The organism is Paenibacillus sp. FSL H7-0442, from assembly GCF_038593105.1.
In the GTDB taxonomy this organism is placed as follows: domain Bacteria; phylum Bacillota; class Bacilli; order Paenibacillales; family Paenibacillaceae; genus Paenibacillus; species Paenibacillus polymyxa_D.
Genome location: NZ_CP151963.1, coordinates 3,946,077 through 3,961,152 on the forward strand (window position 1 = coordinate 3,946,077; position 15,076 = coordinate 3,961,152).

Consider the following 15,076-nt stretch of genomic DNA (forward strand, 5'->3'; position numbering starts at 1 on the left):
TCATATTATGAGGTCAACCCGTTCCTTTGGGTTGACCCTTTTTGCATTTGTTCTGAGAAATTACTGAAAAGGCTCGCAAATCGTGATCCCCTTCTAGCGATGTGAATTGGGCACGGTTTTTGTCGATTTGGTTCAGAATTGGTTCAGAGGCATTTAGTATAGTAAATCAGTAATGTAAGAAAGAAAATTATATTAGTAGGTTAGTCATCATGGAGGATCTTAGTAAGTTCATCGTGACACCGGAAATTTATGGAGGAAGTTTATGCGTAAAATCAAGTCTTTTTGTTTATCTTATCTTGCTGTTATCGTCTTATTAGGGACCTGGACATGGAGTTTTTCCGAGAGTGCTGTGTATGCAACCTCCTCACCAGTACCAAGTGTAACGGATGCTGTGTATGCTACTGAAACCACGGTAACGAGTTGGACAAATCCTTCTAAACAAGGTCAATCCGTAACGTTTAGCATCAAAACCATCTCATCCCCACAAATTACGAAAGATTTAACCGGCTCGGTTATCCTTATGGACGGTACAGATATATTAGATACGCTTACGATGAGGCCAAATGGCATTGCGAATGGATATGCCACTGCGACCTACACCACAAGCGATTTAAGTGTGGGAAGTCACCCAATTACTGCTATATATAGTGGGGATGCTCGATTTGCCCCCAGTACATCTGAGCCATACATTCAGGTCGTAAATGCATCTGCGCCTACACCTTCACTGAGACCTACAGTAACTACAATATTGAGTTCGCTGAATCCGTCTAATCAAGGTCAGGAAGTAAGGTTTAGCTTGAGGACAACCTCAAACCCACAAACATCGGGCGATTTAACCGGAACGGTCATCCTTATGGACGGTACGAATATATTAGATACGCTGACGATGGAGCCAGTGGGCATTTCGAATGGCTATGCCAATGCGTACTACACTACAAGCAACTTAAGTGTGGGAAGTCACGCAATTACTGCTATATACAGTGGGGATGCTCGATTCGCGCCGAGCACCTCTGATGCCTATATACAGGTTGTAAATGTAAATGGAAATGCAGGCACGGGTGATATTAGCAATAACGACAGCAGCAGTAGCAATAAAAAAGATAAGAAGGATAACGCGGATAGCAGTGACTCATCTTCTTCAAGTGAAACAACCGCATCTTCATCACCATCGGCTTCTTCAACGGTTTTACCGACTGCGGAAATCATGCCAGTAGAGCAATCCGAGGTTGCGCATGAAAAATATATAACGGGTTATCAGGATGGTACATTCCGACCGGACCAGTCAATTACACGAGCTGAAACCGCCGCGATGATGGCTAGGATTATGAAGTTGGAGACAAAAGAAGGCTCAACGACATACAAAGATGTACCTAGCACGTATTGGGCAAAGGATTCGATTATAGCACTTACGACACAGCACCTTATGAATGGATATGCAGATGGAACATTTCGACCAGAGCAACCCATTACCCGTGCAGAAATGGCAGCAATACTCGCATCCTGGAAGCAGCTTAAAGGAACGCAAACCACAGCGTCTCCTTATACCGATATCGAAAAGCATTGGGCAAGGGATTCCATTGTAGCGTTAGCTAATGCAGGATGGATTACCGGCTATAACGATAACAGCTTCCAACCCAATAAATATATAACACGAGTAGAAACGGTTACCATTTTGAACACGATCTTAAAACGAGGACCCCTGGAAGGAACCATTCAGGCTACATGGAAGGATGTACCAACAGATTACTGGGCATTCAAAAATATTGAAGAAGCGTCTCGTACCCATACTTCAACCATCAATACAGATGGCATTGAAACTTTCGTGAAATAAGCACCAAATAAAAAGTCTGGAATCCTATCTATACAGGGTTCCAGCTTTTTGTTACCTTGATATTTTTTTAAAATGGTCAAAACAGAATTTTTAAAATACTTTCTTCAAAGATGATGGTTTCACTCCGTATTCCCGAAAAAATTGCTCTGAAAATGCACTCACATTACTGTATCCTACAGCCATCGCAGCTTCTGTTACATTGCTTTCCTGGCTTCTAAGCAGCTTCATCGCATAATCAAGACGAATTTGGCGCAAATATTCAAATACAGTCGTTCCAAAACATGCTTTGAATCCTTTTTTTAATTTAAAATCGTTTAATCCAATTCTTTTGGATAATGCGATCAGTGAAGGAGGATCAATCATGCTGGATTCAAGGATTTGCCGAGCCATATGCAACTTTCTGACATCTTCTTTAGATAAGCCTTCGGGCATGGGAGTTAAATCAAATAATTGAATCATAAACCTATTCAAAATCTCTAGTGCCGCTGCTTCCATTAATAAAGGCGATCTATGCACACTTTTCAAATCTTTGATCAAATGTTCAATCATCACTATACTTCTGTGATCCAGCTCAAAACTAAGGTGATGGAACGCAGCACCCTTCAGAATTTGTTTAAATTCAATAGCTACCTGGCGACGAGCCGCCAACTGTGAAGCCGCATAATTAAACAACGAAACAGGAATGCCAAGTGCAAAGGATTGGTATTGTTCGTTAATCGGAGGATGAAAACGTGCTTTGAAATCCTGTAAAAAAATAAGAGCACCCCACCCTATCGGGAGCGTGTAGTCCAGACCAGCTATATTCACATGACGTTGACCCGAAAGTGCAAATTGAAGTTCAATCATTTGTCCTTTGGAAGCAAAGTTCGTCTGGTAAGGCTCGTGATATTGGATATGCGAATACACAATCTCGATACCGCTGTAAGTCGTAACTCTGTAGATATGTCCGTCACCTGCTTCCGGTAACATCATATACGTATGCTCGTTTTGTTTTCTAAACGGAGTTTTTTCCAAATAATGCTGATATATTAATGATAACGAATTTGAATTCACAAGCGTCCACCTCAAAGGTTTTCATTCATTTTGATGATTCAAATGAGAATCGTTATCATTAATATTAGCTGAATTTGAACGATTTGACCAGACTTATTGGAGTATGCTGTGAAGATATCCGGGGAATCTATTAATCCCAATCCATATAAAACGTTGCTTTCAATTTGCCCTTCTCACATGCTGGGCAACTTAAATGAACAGGCACATTGTTTTCAATGTGTTCCTGCTCCATAACACTCGCGCATCTAGGACAAGCATAAGAAATTTTATACTGTGATGAGTCCGATTTCATCTCAATAAACAATTCATTACGGATGGCCTGACAGGCAGGACACACATACATAGCGTCATAAGCATCATATCTCGTCGAAGGGTTGCCTATGAATTCCCCAATACGTCGTTTAAGGACAGTATCCTGTACAAACGAAGCAATGGATTCCAAACTCATATATGAAAAACCAAACCCTACAAATATGTTCTTAGTATAAGCACAGGTATCACAGTCCAGCTTGTACGCTTCCCCCATGTTTATCACTCCCCAACTCTTCATGCGGTTATTGAAGCCTCATTTATTTCTTTACGAGACTTGCTGAATGCGTGACTTGGTTTCTCCCGCCACTCTTAGAAGCATACAGTGCCAAATCCGCTTGATGAACTATCGATTGTTCCGTATCCGCTTGCGTAACCGTTGCCACACCGATACTCACAGTAATGCTGTATTCTCCCCAATCCCTTGAAGCCGTCATGGAGCGGTATCTTTCTGCTGTACGAATGGCTTCCTGTTGATCGTTGCCGGGAAGGATAATTACAAATTCCTCGCCACCGTAACGAGCGACAATATCAACATTCCGTGAAATGGATTGTAGTAATTCTGCCAGATGAGTGAGCACCAGGTCGCCCACCGGATGACCATAAGTGTCGTTAATGCTTTTGAAATGATCAATATCAATGAGCAGCAGCGAAAAAGGTATTCCAGTCTCTTGAAAAGAGGCTAGGATGATTAGTAATTGATCTTGAAAATATCTTCTATTCTTTAGCCCAGTTAACGGGTCGGTTGATGCCATCGTTTCTAGCTGGAGATTGATCCTCACTAATTCCTGCTGCTTGATTTCATATTCTTCGTGCAACCGTTCAAGCTTCTGGTTGGCTTCATTCGTCGCCTGATATAATTCCTGAAGCTTGGTTTTGGTCTGTAGTATATCTTTTTCGTGTTCAATACGCTTACGCATCACAAGCACTACACAGTCAATCACTGCTTCTCCATTTCGTTCCTGGCGAATTCCGTTTAGAAGTACAGGCACATCCTGTCGATCACTTGTGCGAAACGAAAAGTACATCTCATCGACACGCCCGTACAACTGGATGTATGGATAAAAATAAGTATGAAAAAATAGCTTGTTGGTAACAGACATTGTTATTTCAATCGGCCATCCGAGCAATTGATCGCGTTCATAAAGAAGCATGTCCAATAAAGTTTGGTTTACCGATTGAATGATCCCAGCGTCCGAAATTGAAAAGTATCCACAGGGAGCTTTATCTAATTGAATATCCATTAAATGACTGCCTTTCTTTCGATATTACACACTAGCTAAATATTCTTTGATTAAATCGCTCGTTTCTCCTGGTTGGCTTAAATGAGGATAATGCCCCTTTGCTCTCATCTGCTGAAGTCTGCTATTTCTAAGATGGGTATGCAAATAATCCCCTACCTCAATCGGAGCAATACTATCATCTGAGCACTGGAGAATAAGTGTAGGAACCGAAGCATGCTGAAGATCAACACGGCAATCTGAAAAAAATGTAACCTCTGCGAATTGCCGTGCAATATGAGGATCTCTTGAACAAAATGCCTTTTCCAATTCTTCGGTTAAGTCCCCTCGCTCGGGATTCTGCATAGCAATGGGCGCCATGTAACTAGCCCAGCCAATAAAGTTCATTTGCATCATATCCAGTAATTCATCAATATCACTCTTATCGAAGCCCCCATAATAAGAAGGCAGGTCATTCACATAGCGTGGAGAAGGACCGAGCATGACAATGCGTTCAAAATATTGAGGGCTGCGGATGGAGGCGAGCATTCCGACCATGCTGCTAACGGAGTGTCCGACGAATATGGTATTTCTTAAGTCTAACGCTTCCATAATATCCAGCACATCCTGGGCATACCCTTGCAAGTCACTGTATTTTTTCGAATCATAATACTTTATTTGAGAATCTCCGGAACCAACGTAATCAAATAAGACGATTTGGTAGTTGTCGATAAAGCTAGGGACGATATAACGCCACATATCCTGATCGCATCCAAAGCCGTGAGCAAATACAATCGTCTGGCTGCCTGTGCCCAGCACTTTTATATTATTACGTAGGAGAATATCAACGGTCAACGTAAATCACCTCTCTGAGGTAGTAGTCTCTGTTCTATCGCTTCTCTTCCCTATTATATCGGAAAAGATTTGCTTATGGATAATGGATCTCATTCATAAATCCAACTTTCAATGATCCCCTTTACCTTGTGCACATGTTGCTGGGATAAGGAACAAATAATAACTAATTCGTTTTTCCCATTCGTATCTAACCAATAGTGAACGTCATCCTCTTCATTAACCGTTTCTTGAATGATTCTGATGGATTTATGACTTATTTTTGATTTAGCCGAAAAAATGGGGTTCATATCCATGACTTTCTGACCATTAGAAAAGGATGTGTTGTAATAAGGAATCTCCCAGTTCTCCTTATCCTGATCTTGTACTACATTTAGAAATACACGCACCCAATAATCTTCTAGTTCTGTGTAACTCTGTTCATTCAACTCATTCAAATTCATACATGTAAACCACCCATCTTATACACTGGTTGTCTGACGGCTTGCAAGGATTGTTCAATACGCCCTGTTGCTTCCTTGGTGCCCGTAGACATTTTGCAGATTTCTGTAGCGAAAACCCCAAAACCTGCTCCTGCGTCACCCACCCGAGCAGCTTCAATCCAGCATTTAATCCAAGCAGGTAATATGTATCCACTTCCTCAAATTTTGATATCAGCCCTACCCTCTATTTCGTCATTTTCATCCCATGTGTTTAGTGAAGCAGCGCGTACCGATTAAAATTGGCACGCGCTGATGGTATGACTTTTATGAAACAGGCATTAAGATCTAATCCAACTGCTCTCCATTAGTTTCGATCACATTCTTATACCAATAAAAGCTCTTTTTTCTAGATCTGGCAAGTGTCCCATTGCCTTCATTATCCTTATCGACGTATATAAACCCATAACGCTTTTTCATTTCTCCGGTTCCCGCACTGACCAGATCAATACATCCCCATGGCGTATACCCTATTAGGTCCACTCCATCAGCAATCGCTTCTTTCATTTGCTCAATGTGTTGCTTCAGATAATCAATTCGATAATCATCGTGAATGGAGCCATCTTCTTCCACGGTATCTACGGCGCCAAGACCATTTTCAACAACCATTAACGGGATTTCATATCGGTTATAAATATTATTGAGGGACCATCTCAATCCCTGTGGATCGATCTGCCAATCCCAGGCACTTGCTTTTAAATGAGGATTCTTTAAGCCCATAGATAAATTCCCTCCCACTTTCTCCTGGTTAGGATCGGCACTGACACAAGTAGAAGAATAATAGCTGAAAGTATAGAAATCTACGCAGCCTTCTTTTAAGATGTCCTCATCTCCTTCTTGCATTGTGATCTGAATGTTATGATCTCTAAAATAGCGTTTGGCAAATCCCGGATAAGCTCCTCTTACTTGGACATCTGAGCATAGGAAATTACTTAAGTTATCCTTTTGTTGAGCCAGCAGAATATCATCAGGATGACATGTAAGTGGGTAGGAACACATATAAGCAATCATACAACCGATTTTAAAGTCCTTGTTGATTTCATGACCCAGCTTTACAGCCTTTGCACTGGCAATAAATTGATGATGCAACGCCTGATACAGAACCTGCTCATCCTTCACTGTAGCATGGGCTAGCTCTCCATTCCCCTCCGGCATCATAGCTCCAGCCATGAATGCTCCAAATGACAAGGTTAAAATATTGATTTCATTAAAGGTTAACCAGTATTTTACGACATTTTTGTATCTGTTAAAAAGCACTTCACAATATCTCACATAAAAATCTACGACTCTGCGATCTGACCAACCATTATATTTTTGGGTCAAATGAAACGGTGCTTCATAATGTGAGATTGTAACCAAAGGCTCAATATTGTACTTTTTCAATTCTGCGAATACACGATCATAGAACTGCAAGCCTTGCTCATTCGGCTCTGCATCATCTCCGTTAGGAAATATTCTTGACCACGCAATGGACATCCTAAAGACCTTGAATCCCATCTCTGCAAATAAGCGGATATCCTCTTGATAGCGGTGGAAAAAGTCAATAGCCTCGTGACTCGGGTAGTTCACTCCTTCTTCCAGCATAGGTGTAATTCTTCGGGAAGTCGTATGCGTTCCAGCCGTAATCACATCAGCAGTGCTTAAGCCTTTACCTTCTTCATTATATCCACCTTCAAATTGGTTGGCAGCCGTTGCACCTCCCCATAAAAATCCTTGTGGAAATTCCAATGTAGTTGTATTTTTCATTGTTTAATTCCTCCTCAACATTAATTAGGATTAGACTACGACGGTCAATAAGTCCTCTTGATACTCAATTGCCTTTTTCTCTGTTTCAATGACATCCAGGTAATTCGTAGTATTGGCAACGATAACAGGTGTGGTCAAAACATAACCAGCCTCTTTTATAGCTTCCATATCAAACTCCATAAGCAGCTCGCCTTTTTTAACAGCATCCCCCTGTTTTACTTTAGGATAAAAGTGTTTGCCTTTTAATTTGACCGTATCTTTGCCTACATGGATGAGGACCTCAACACCGTGGTCACTTGTAATGCCAATCGCATGACCTGACGAAAATAATGATGTTAATACACCATCTACAGGTGAAACGACCTTACCTTCAGAAGGTTCAATGGCAATCCCTTTACCCAAGGCACCTGTCGAAAAGGCTTCATCTGTTACTTCAGATAAAGACTTCACTTCACCTTTTAATGGACTCATCACCGTCTCTTGTTTTACTAAAACTTCTCCTTTAGCTGCTCCCGAGGTGTTATCTTCCTTTTTAGCTTCTTTCACTTCATCATCTTTAAATCCGCCAAAGAACATAAGCAAGAAGCCTAATACAAAGCTTACCAGGATACCGATAACAGCCCCATAAAATCCGCTGTCTATTCCTGCCGGACTGATATAGCTCGGGATAGCAAAAATACCCAATCCACCAATGATATAACCTTTCGTTCCCATCATTCCTATAATACCGCCGCCTACTGCAGATGCTATGCAGCTTAAAATAAATGGTTTCTTACGTGGTAATGTAATCCCGTAAATCGCTGGTTCTGTCACACCAAAAATCCCGGAGATGACAGCTGGAATGGAAAGTGATCTCAGTTTTACATTTTTGGTTTTAAACAAAATTGCCAGTACGACGCCCGTCTGAGCAAAGGAAGCTCCCAGCGTAGCCGCAAGAATCGGATCGAATTTAAGCACGGCTAAGTTGTTCATAGCGATAGGAACAAGTCCCCAGTGTAATCCAAAGATAACAAACACTTGCCAGAAAGCGCCCATGATTATGCCTTCAATCATTGGACTTAAGTTATACACAAAGAGGGTTGCTGCCCCAAGCAGTTGACCTGCCCAAGTCGAGAGAGGTCCAATCACAATCAATGCTAAGGGTACAATAACTAACAATGTGAAAAACGGAACCAAAAATGTTCTCACTACGCTAGGGATTACCTTTTTAAAGAAATTTTCTATTTTTGAGCCTACATAGGTGGATATGATAATCGGAAGAACTGTTGACGCATAACTCATCAGAATGACCGGAATGCCTAAGAAGGTGATATATACCGGTGACTCAAATATAGTACCGCTAAATAGAGTGTATAGTGGTTTGCCCGAGGCTGTTATCATGCTAAATGTGGGGTACACAAGGGATGCACCTATAGCCATACCTATGAAAATGTTGGCATTGAACTTTTTAGCTGACGTATACCCCAGGAAAATAGGAAAGAAGTAAAATAAACAATCACCTAAAGCATTGAGAATTTGATAGGTACCCGATGTAGTGGTCAGCCAGCCCAAAGCTACAAATAGGGCAGTGAAGCCCTTAATCATACCTGTGGCACTTAAGACACCTAACGTGGGTGTAAATACACCTGAAATAGTATCAATGAATCTATTGAACAAACTCATTTTTTCACCAGATGCTTCTTCTGAATCTCCTGTCTGAAAACCACCCACAGCAGTAACATCAGCATAAACCTCAGGTACATGGTTACCTATAACAACCTGGTATTGCCCGCCACTCTTTACCACAGTGACAACACCATCCATATTTTTCAAAACCTCTGTATTGGCTTTACTTTCATCTTTTAGTTTGAAGCGCAAGCGTGTAATACAATGAGTTAGACTATTCACATTTTCTTTGCCGCCGACATTTCTGATGATGTCTTTTGCTAATGTCTCATACTTCATTGTAATTTCCCCTTTAATTGTATTTATAAAAAAAGGCGAAACCAAAATAGATCAAATTCGATCTAGGTTGGTTTCGCCTGCATTACCAGTAACAATCCAAGAGTTATTCAATTTTGTCTTTGGGTCACACGCTGAATATGAATCGTGATATACAGCTTTTCCTCATCTGACAATACCATATCCAAGTATTTCTCAATCTTCAGCATGCAGCCATAAGCCTTTTTGTACTTTGCTTTCACTTGCCTCCATAAAAAGTCGTCTTCCAGTTCTACTTTTTCTTTTTTATTTAATCGCTGAAAGAAGAATCTTAAATGTGTAATAAATCGCTCATAACTGATCGAGTGTTCATCTATGGTGGTATTATAAGAGTATTTAATAATATTCAAGATGTCGTGTATTTTTTGAGTTTGCTGAGCAACATCTGCTACCTTGTTGTAGGAGCTGTTTACTTGAGCATTGATTAAATGAAGAGCAATATTACCTGCTTCATCTTCTGACAATCGTTTGCCTGTTTCGTCTTCAATAAACTCCAGTGCTTTTAAGCCAACCGCAAATTCTTTAGGATAAAATTTTTTGATCTCCCAAATTAACGGATTTGCATTTTTAAACCCTTCATCAAACATTTTAAATGCATTGTTCATGTGATCCGTAAGCGAAACATATATATAATCGCTCAATTGTACTTCTAATATGCTTTTTCCATATTCAATGATGTCATAGCATAACGAAACATATTCTGATGGAACATCCTCTAACAATAACTTAAATTTCTCTGAAGCATCTTTATGTTTAAGCACAAAGACCTTTTCAATTAGATGCTCTTCTACTTGTTCGCCTGCATTCTTTTTGAATGCAATACCACGACCCATAACAACAAATTCATCTCTTTTTTGATCTTTGGCTATTATGGCGTTGTTATTAAAGATCTTCGTTATGATCATCTAACTGCCCCCCTTATCCCATCAAATTTAAAAAAGGATTTAGATGCTGGGCGAAATTTCAGATAGGTCACAAGATGGTAATAGCCGATCAAATCTTCGTCGTAAATCAAATTCAAATGTATTGATTTACAATTCCGTGTTATGAAAACGCATTCATAATAAGAGACAAAGCCTTACGTTTTCCATCATTGATCTTGAGTGCTCCCAAACCGATCTGATATTCCGTTCTGAAAATGGATATAGTCGGTTAACCACGTCCCATGACATCATTTTTGGGATGTCGATTCGTTGGTCGACGTCATCATCTTTGTTGTTCAGCACTTGTAAGGCTTTATATCACTCACCTTTCTGCGTTATGGCTGGGCAGATTTTCATATCATGCAGGATATCGCAAATCATGTATTCTAAAAAGAAAAGGCAAAACCCAACACATGGAAATTGAATTCCATGCCTCGGGTTTTGCCTTTTCAGTAACAATCCCAAAATCATAATAACATCGAATTTAAGTTTTGCCAACAAAAATGTTTGCGCTTTCTTTTTCGGAGCAACCACATCAAATACAACACACTATCATGGTATAAAATGTCATCCGCCAATGTAGGACATGTTAATCTTTTTTTTGTTGTTAGCTGTCTGCTCCGTACGTTCATCGGAATACCGGTCTGTACGTTGTTCCCATACTGAAGTAATCACATCGAGTAGTTCCTGGTCATCCGCTTCATTACGAAGCATCTGGCGTAAATCGAATCCGCCTGAAGCAAACAAACATGTATAAAACTTGCCATCGCACGATAAGCGGGCGCGTGTACAAGACGAACAAAATGATTCAGAAACCGAAGTAATAAAACCAATCTGTGCGTCGCTGTCTTTATAACGGTAACGTTTTGCCACTTCTCCAAAGTAATCCCGATCCATCGGCTCCAGCTCGTACGCATTCTTAAGTCGTTCAACAATTTGTTTTTTGGTTAGTACCTTTTTGAAGCTCCATCCGTTGTCATTCCCTACATCCATAAACTCGATAAAGCGAAGGGTTATTCCCTGCTCCTTAAAATAAGCGGCCATCGGCAAAATCTCCGAGTCATTAACGCCTTTTTGAACGACCATATTGACCTTGATTTCAAAGCCGATTTCTCTTGCATATTCGATCTGCTTCAAAATAAAATCAGGCTTAATCCCCCGCCCATTCAATCGCCCAAATAGCTCAGGGTCCAGAGCGTCCAGACTGACATTAAGCCGTCGTAGCCCCGCGTCATAGAGAGGCTTAGCCTGCTGTCCTAGCAGCACACCATTGGTGGTCAAGCCGATATCTTCCACTCCGTCAATGGACAGGATTTGGGAGACCAGGTCGGATAGATTCCTGCGCATTAATGGTTCGCCGCCCGTGAGTCGGATCTTTTTTACACCCAGGGATACAAAGAGCTTCGTTAGCCGGTGTATCTCTTCAAACGACAGACATTCATTTTGAGGAAGAAAGGCGTAATCGTCACCGAATATTTCTTTGGGCATGCAATAGGAACAACGGAAATTGCAGCGGTCCGTAACCGATATACGCAGGTCACGAATTGGCCGCTGCAACGTGTCTTTCAGTGGATAAAAATTCATACGCCCTCTCCTTTCTAGTTGTTTAGCATCGTTATTATTAGCCACCGCTGACTGGGGGAATGAAGGCTGCAATGTCTCCATCCTGTAATACATCCGTAGACAACGCATACTCCTCGTTTATCGCAATTCGCACAGACTCGATCGGCATATCTGGATATTGATCTGTTATCCAATTGGATAAATCGCCTACCGTTTGGCCCGCCAAATCTGCCAATTCTTCTGTTTTTCCCGTCACCTCACGGAGTCCCGCAAAGTAGTACAGCTTAATCATGACTGATCTCCCCCGGCTTTTTCTTTTGATCTCCGACCCACTGCGTTCCATCTTCCCAAATCTCTCGTTTCCAAATAGGAACTATTTCTTTAATTCGTTCGATCGCGTATTCATTTGCCTCATACGCATCCGAACGGTGAGGTGAAGAAACGGCAATGACAACGGCGATATCACCGATTTGAAGCTTGCCAATGCGGTGCGCGATTGCCACTCGCGTCCCTTCCCATTTCTGTTCGATTTCGCGACCAATCTCTGTGAGTTTTTTTTGGGCCATGGGGACATAGGCCTCATAAGCAAGGTATAAGGTCCGTACGCCTTGAGTCCATTCTCGTACGTGCCCTGTAAAAATAGTCACCGCTCCTGCTTCCGGCCTTAGGACATAATCCGCATAACCCTGCGGGATAATGGGCTCCGTCACGATTTCAAATACACTCATCTTTTCCACCTTCCAGCCCCCGGACAATCCACTCTCCGGTGACAGACTCTTTAAATATTTCTGCTTTTTGTATCTATATCTCATTTAACCGAACAGCTGATGATATAGTTTTTGACCGTTGGCAACACTCCGTACACCGTGTATGAGAAGCCTTCCGTTTTTGAATAAAATCATTCGATGCTTAAAAGCATAAAATTCAACGAAATAAGGGGTTCTTTTTACACGATCTGCTATAAGCCTGCCCATTTTTTCTGCATCATCGAGCGTGATCGGACGTTGTGGGTCTGGAAGAACCTGTACCACGTTCCGTCCGCACAGAGCAGCATACGCCGAGCGACGTGATGCTGTCAGTGCAGGAAACGTAGGATGTTCTCCACAGGCTGGACAATCTTGGTTACGGATGCGGGAAATCCCTATGTCCATCTGCGTGTTCTCCCATAGATCAAATAGATGAACCTTGCGACGCATCTTATCACGTCCGCCGCTCAGCCACTTCATGGCTTCTGCACATTGGAGGGCGGCTGTCACCTGGACTGCGGGTGAGATGATTCCAGCCGTATCGCAGGTCTGATTGATCGCAGGCAGCGATGGCAGAAGGCAGCGTAAACAAGCTGACTCGCCCGGCACGAATGGAAAAACAACGCCTGTGCTTCCAACACAGGCTCCATAAATCCATGGAATTCCTGCCTTCAGTGCAGCATCGTTGATCAGCAGACGAGTTTCGAAATTGTCCGTAGCATCCATCAGTAATATACTCTTGCTGGCAAGTTCTAGAACAAGCTCAGCATCTAAATTATCGAGATATGTGTGCAAGCGCACGTCTTCTCGTATGGCTTTCAGCCTTTTTTCGGCTGCCATAACCTTGGGCTGCATTTCCGCGGCATCCTGCTCCGTGAACAGCTGCTGACGTTGCAGATTCGACATCTCTACGTAATCCCTGTCAACAAGATGGAGCTCCCCAACGCCCGCTCTTACCAGTGTTTCGGCGATGGCAGAACCCAGTGCCCCGCAACCGATAATGGTGACGACAGCAGCGGATAGATTACGCTGCCCTTCGCCACCAATGGGTCTAAATAAGATCTGTCTGGAATAACGCTCATTCATTAGATTGTGTCCCTTGATAATACAGCCATATGACGAGGATCAGGCTAGCCAGCGCCACTTGGGAGAGCAGCATGAATCCAATGGAGTAATGGCCAGTAGCGGCATGAATCGTCGACAACAAGATCGGAGGGAAAAAGCCACCGAGACCGCCCATCATGGATACAATTCCGTTAACTATACCTGCTTGTTTATTAAAATAAAATGGAACTAGCTTGAAGATGACGCCATTCCCTACTCCAGCACATACAGCGATCGCCAAGCAGCCTACTGTATAAAGGGTGATCCCTGGTGAAAAAGCCAAAAGAATCGCAGCGACCGTATAAACAGAGAACGTGCCTACCAGCAGGAACAGAGGCTGAAACCGATCCGCCAGCCAGCCACCGATAGGGCGGAAGAAAGTAGCAATCGCAATAAAGCCAGCTGTACGCATCCCTGCATCCACTTTGGTCAGTTCAAAATTTGATACCAGGAAATTCGGCAAGTACACCGTGAACGCTACAAATGAGCCAAATGTAATAAAATAAAAGAGCGAGAAAAACCAAAGCTTCTCATTTTTATAAACCCCTTTGATCTGCTCCATAATGGGCGTCTTCACTTTAGCTTCATGACGATCCCCAAAGAAGAAATTCAAAACGATAAAAACAAGCAGCAGAATGAGATACAGCTTCACTGTAGGGGCCCAGCCGATTTGGGTAGCCACAATAGGGGCCGAGAAGGTAGTGACGGCTGTTCCCAAGTTTCCTATACCATACATTCCATTTACAAACCCATGCTTTTCCTTTGGATAATACTTCGGCAGCGAAGTCACCCCAACCGAGAACACAGCTCCTCCAATCCCAAGGAACAAGCCACCAATAATTAAATCCGTCATCGTAGAAGCTTCACTGATATAGTAGACGGGAAACAAAAGCAAAATAAAGCTAACGAGAAAAACGATTCTTGCTCCGAAGATGTTGGCATAATAACCAAGCGGGATGCGCAGAATCGAACCAAGCACGACCGGAATCGCCGTGACCATGGCCAATTTTCCGGGCGGAATAGCAATATCCTCCGTAATGAACGGCATAAGCGAAGAAATGATAACCCATACCATGAATCCAAGAATCAAGTTCAATGTTTGTAACGGTAACTGCATTTTTCTAATCATTTAACTCACCTTTTCAACGTTTTTTCTGTCGAATTATTAAATTGAATTTCTGTCCCCATTGTAGCCGCTAGCCGATCTGTTCGAATATAGGGGACTCCCCTTTACCCGACAGGGGACTCCCTGAAAATATAAAAAAGCCGC

The 15,076-nt window shown here is 42.2% G+C and carries 14 protein-coding genes and 1 pseudogene; 1 reads left to right on the plus strand and 14 read right to left on the minus strand.

The features are described 5' to 3' along the window. Positions 1–262 precede the first annotated feature (262 nt). Entirely contained in the window at positions 263–1,831 is a 1,569-nt protein-coding gene (locus tag MHH57_RS17450; RefSeq protein ID WP_342434334.1) for an S-layer homology domain-containing protein, read from the plus strand. A gap of 90 nt (positions 1,832–1,921) precedes the next feature. On the opposite strand, the gene MHH57_RS17455 is transcribed toward MHH57_RS17450, so the two are convergent. From MHH57_RS17455 to MHH57_RS17520, 14 genes and pseudogenes are all read right to left on the minus strand, one after another. Beyond that, positions 1,922–2,884 carry an AraC family transcriptional regulator gene (locus MHH57_RS17455; RefSeq protein ID WP_165149763.1) on the minus strand — a complete coding sequence of 321 codons (963 nt, stop codon included), beginning with the start codon at positions 2,882–2,884 and terminating at the stop codon, positions 1,922–1,924. Positions 2,885–3,014: 130 nt separating this feature from the next. After that, positions 3,015–3,410 carry a hypothetical protein gene (locus tag MHH57_RS17460; RefSeq protein WP_340886107.1) on the minus strand — a complete coding sequence of 132 codons (396 nt, stop codon included), beginning with the start codon at positions 3,408–3,410 and terminating at the stop codon, positions 3,015–3,017. Between the two features lie 43 nt (positions 3,411–3,453). Continuing rightward, positions 3,454–4,437, minus strand: coding sequence for a sensor domain-containing diguanylate cyclase (locus tag MHH57_RS17465; protein WP_340886109.1), 984 nt, complete (start codon positions 4,435–4,437; stop codon positions 3,454–3,456). A 24-nt stretch (positions 4,438–4,461) separates the two neighbouring features. Beyond that, positions 4,462–5,268: an alpha/beta hydrolase gene (locus tag MHH57_RS17470; protein ID WP_342434335.1), complete on the minus strand. Its 807-nt coding sequence runs from the start codon at positions 5,266–5,268 to the stop codon at positions 4,462–4,464. Positions 5,269–5,357: 89 nt separating this feature from the next. Then, on the minus strand, positions 5,358–5,708 hold the full coding sequence (locus tag MHH57_RS17475) for a hypothetical protein (RefSeq protein WP_342434336.1): 351 nt from the start codon (positions 5,706–5,708) through the stop codon (positions 5,358–5,360). A 14-nt stretch (positions 5,709–5,722) separates the two neighbouring features. After that, positions 5,723–5,866: pseudogene (locus MHH57_RS17480) on the minus strand (chemotaxis protein); the annotation flags it as partial. A 166-nt stretch (positions 5,867–6,032) separates the two neighbouring features. Further along, complete coding sequence (locus MHH57_RS17485) at positions 6,033–7,490, minus strand: 6-phospho-beta-glucosidase (RefSeq protein WP_340886112.1); 1,458 nt, start codon at positions 7,488–7,490, stop codon at positions 6,033–6,035. A 30-nt stretch (positions 7,491–7,520) separates the two neighbouring features. Further along, complete coding sequence (locus MHH57_RS17490) at positions 7,521–9,434, minus strand: beta-glucoside-specific PTS transporter subunit IIABC (RefSeq protein ID WP_209950134.1); 1,914 nt, start codon at positions 9,432–9,434, stop codon at positions 7,521–7,523. 107 nt (positions 9,435–9,541) lie between these two features. After that, positions 9,542–10,375 carry a PRD domain-containing protein gene (locus MHH57_RS17495; RefSeq protein ID WP_029515504.1) on the minus strand — a complete coding sequence of 278 codons (834 nt, stop codon included), beginning with the start codon at positions 10,373–10,375 and terminating at the stop codon, positions 9,542–9,544. 585 nt (positions 10,376–10,960) lie between these two features. Next, a complete protein-coding gene (moaA, locus tag MHH57_RS17500) occupies positions 10,961–11,977 on the minus strand; it encodes a GTP 3',8-cyclase MoaA (RefSeq protein ID WP_029515505.1) in 1,017 nt (338 codons plus the stop codon). A 37-nt stretch (positions 11,978–12,014) separates the two neighbouring features. Continuing rightward, positions 12,015–12,248, minus strand: a complete 234-nt coding sequence (locus MHH57_RS17505; RefSeq protein ID WP_029515506.1) for a MoaD/ThiS family protein — start codon at positions 12,246–12,248, stop codon at positions 12,015–12,017. Further along, positions 12,241–12,684 (minus strand): molybdenum cofactor biosynthesis protein MoaE, encoded by a 444-nt coding sequence (locus MHH57_RS17510; RefSeq protein WP_209950133.1) that lies wholly within the window; start codon positions 12,682–12,684, stop codon positions 12,241–12,243. The genes MHH57_RS17505 and MHH57_RS17510 overlap by 8 nt, the downstream gene beginning before the upstream one ends. Positions 12,685–12,768: 84 nt before the next feature. Next, complete coding sequence (locus MHH57_RS17515; RefSeq protein ID WP_069010503.1) at positions 12,769–13,788, minus strand: ThiF family adenylyltransferase; 1,020 nt, start codon at positions 13,786–13,788, stop codon at positions 12,769–12,771. Continuing rightward, positions 13,781–14,935: a nitrate/nitrite transporter gene (locus MHH57_RS17520; protein WP_029515509.1), complete on the minus strand. Its 1,155-nt coding sequence runs from the start codon at positions 14,933–14,935 to the stop codon at positions 13,781–13,783. Before MHH57_RS17520 ends, MHH57_RS17515 begins: the two co-directional genes overlap by 8 nt. Positions 14,936–15,076 lie beyond the last annotated feature (141 nt).

Excerpts from the sequence above, each read along its gene's own strand:
- MHH57_RS17505 (WP_029515506.1), bottom strand. The coding sequence starts at position 12,248 with ATGATTAAGCTGTACTACTTTGCGGGACTCCGTGAGGTGACGGGAAAA.
- MHH57_RS17520 (WP_029515509.1), bottom strand. The coding sequence starts at position 14,935 with ATGATTAGAAAAATGCAGTTACCGTTACAAACATTGAACTTGATTCTT.
- MHH57_RS17465 (WP_340886109.1), bottom strand. The coding sequence starts at position 4,437 with ATGGATATTCAATTAGATAAAGCTCCCTGTGGATACTTTTCAATTTCG.
- MHH57_RS17485 (WP_340886112.1), bottom strand. The coding sequence starts at position 7,490 with ATGAAAAATACAACTACATTGGAATTTCCACAAGGATTTTTATGGGGA.
- MHH57_RS17490 (WP_209950134.1), bottom strand. The coding sequence starts at position 9,434 with ATGAAGTATGAGACATTAGCAAAAGACATCATCAGAAATGTCGGCGGC.
- MHH57_RS17510 (WP_209950133.1), bottom strand. The coding sequence starts at position 12,684 with ATGAGTGTATTTGAAATCGTGACGGAGCCCATTATCCCGCAGGGTTAT.
- moaA (WP_029515505.1), bottom strand. The coding sequence starts at position 11,977 with ATGAATTTTTATCCACTGAAAGACACGTTGCAGCGGCCAATTCGTGAC.
- MHH57_RS17450 (WP_342434334.1), top strand. The coding sequence starts at position 263 with ATGCGTAAAATCAAGTCTTTTTGTTTATCTTATCTTGCTGTTATCGTC.
- MHH57_RS17475 (WP_342434336.1), bottom strand. The coding sequence starts at position 5,708 with ATGAATTTGAATGAGTTGAATGAACAGAGTTACACAGAACTAGAAGAT.
- MHH57_RS17460 (WP_340886107.1), bottom strand. The coding sequence starts at position 3,410 with ATGGGGGAAGCGTACAAGCTGGACTGTGATACCTGTGCTTATACTAAG.
- MHH57_RS17495 (WP_029515504.1), bottom strand. The coding sequence starts at position 10,375 with ATGATCATAACGAAGATCTTTAATAACAACGCCATAATAGCCAAAGAT.
- MHH57_RS17515 (WP_069010503.1), bottom strand. The coding sequence starts at position 13,788 with ATGAATGAGCGTTATTCCAGACAGATCTTATTTAGACCCATTGGTGGC.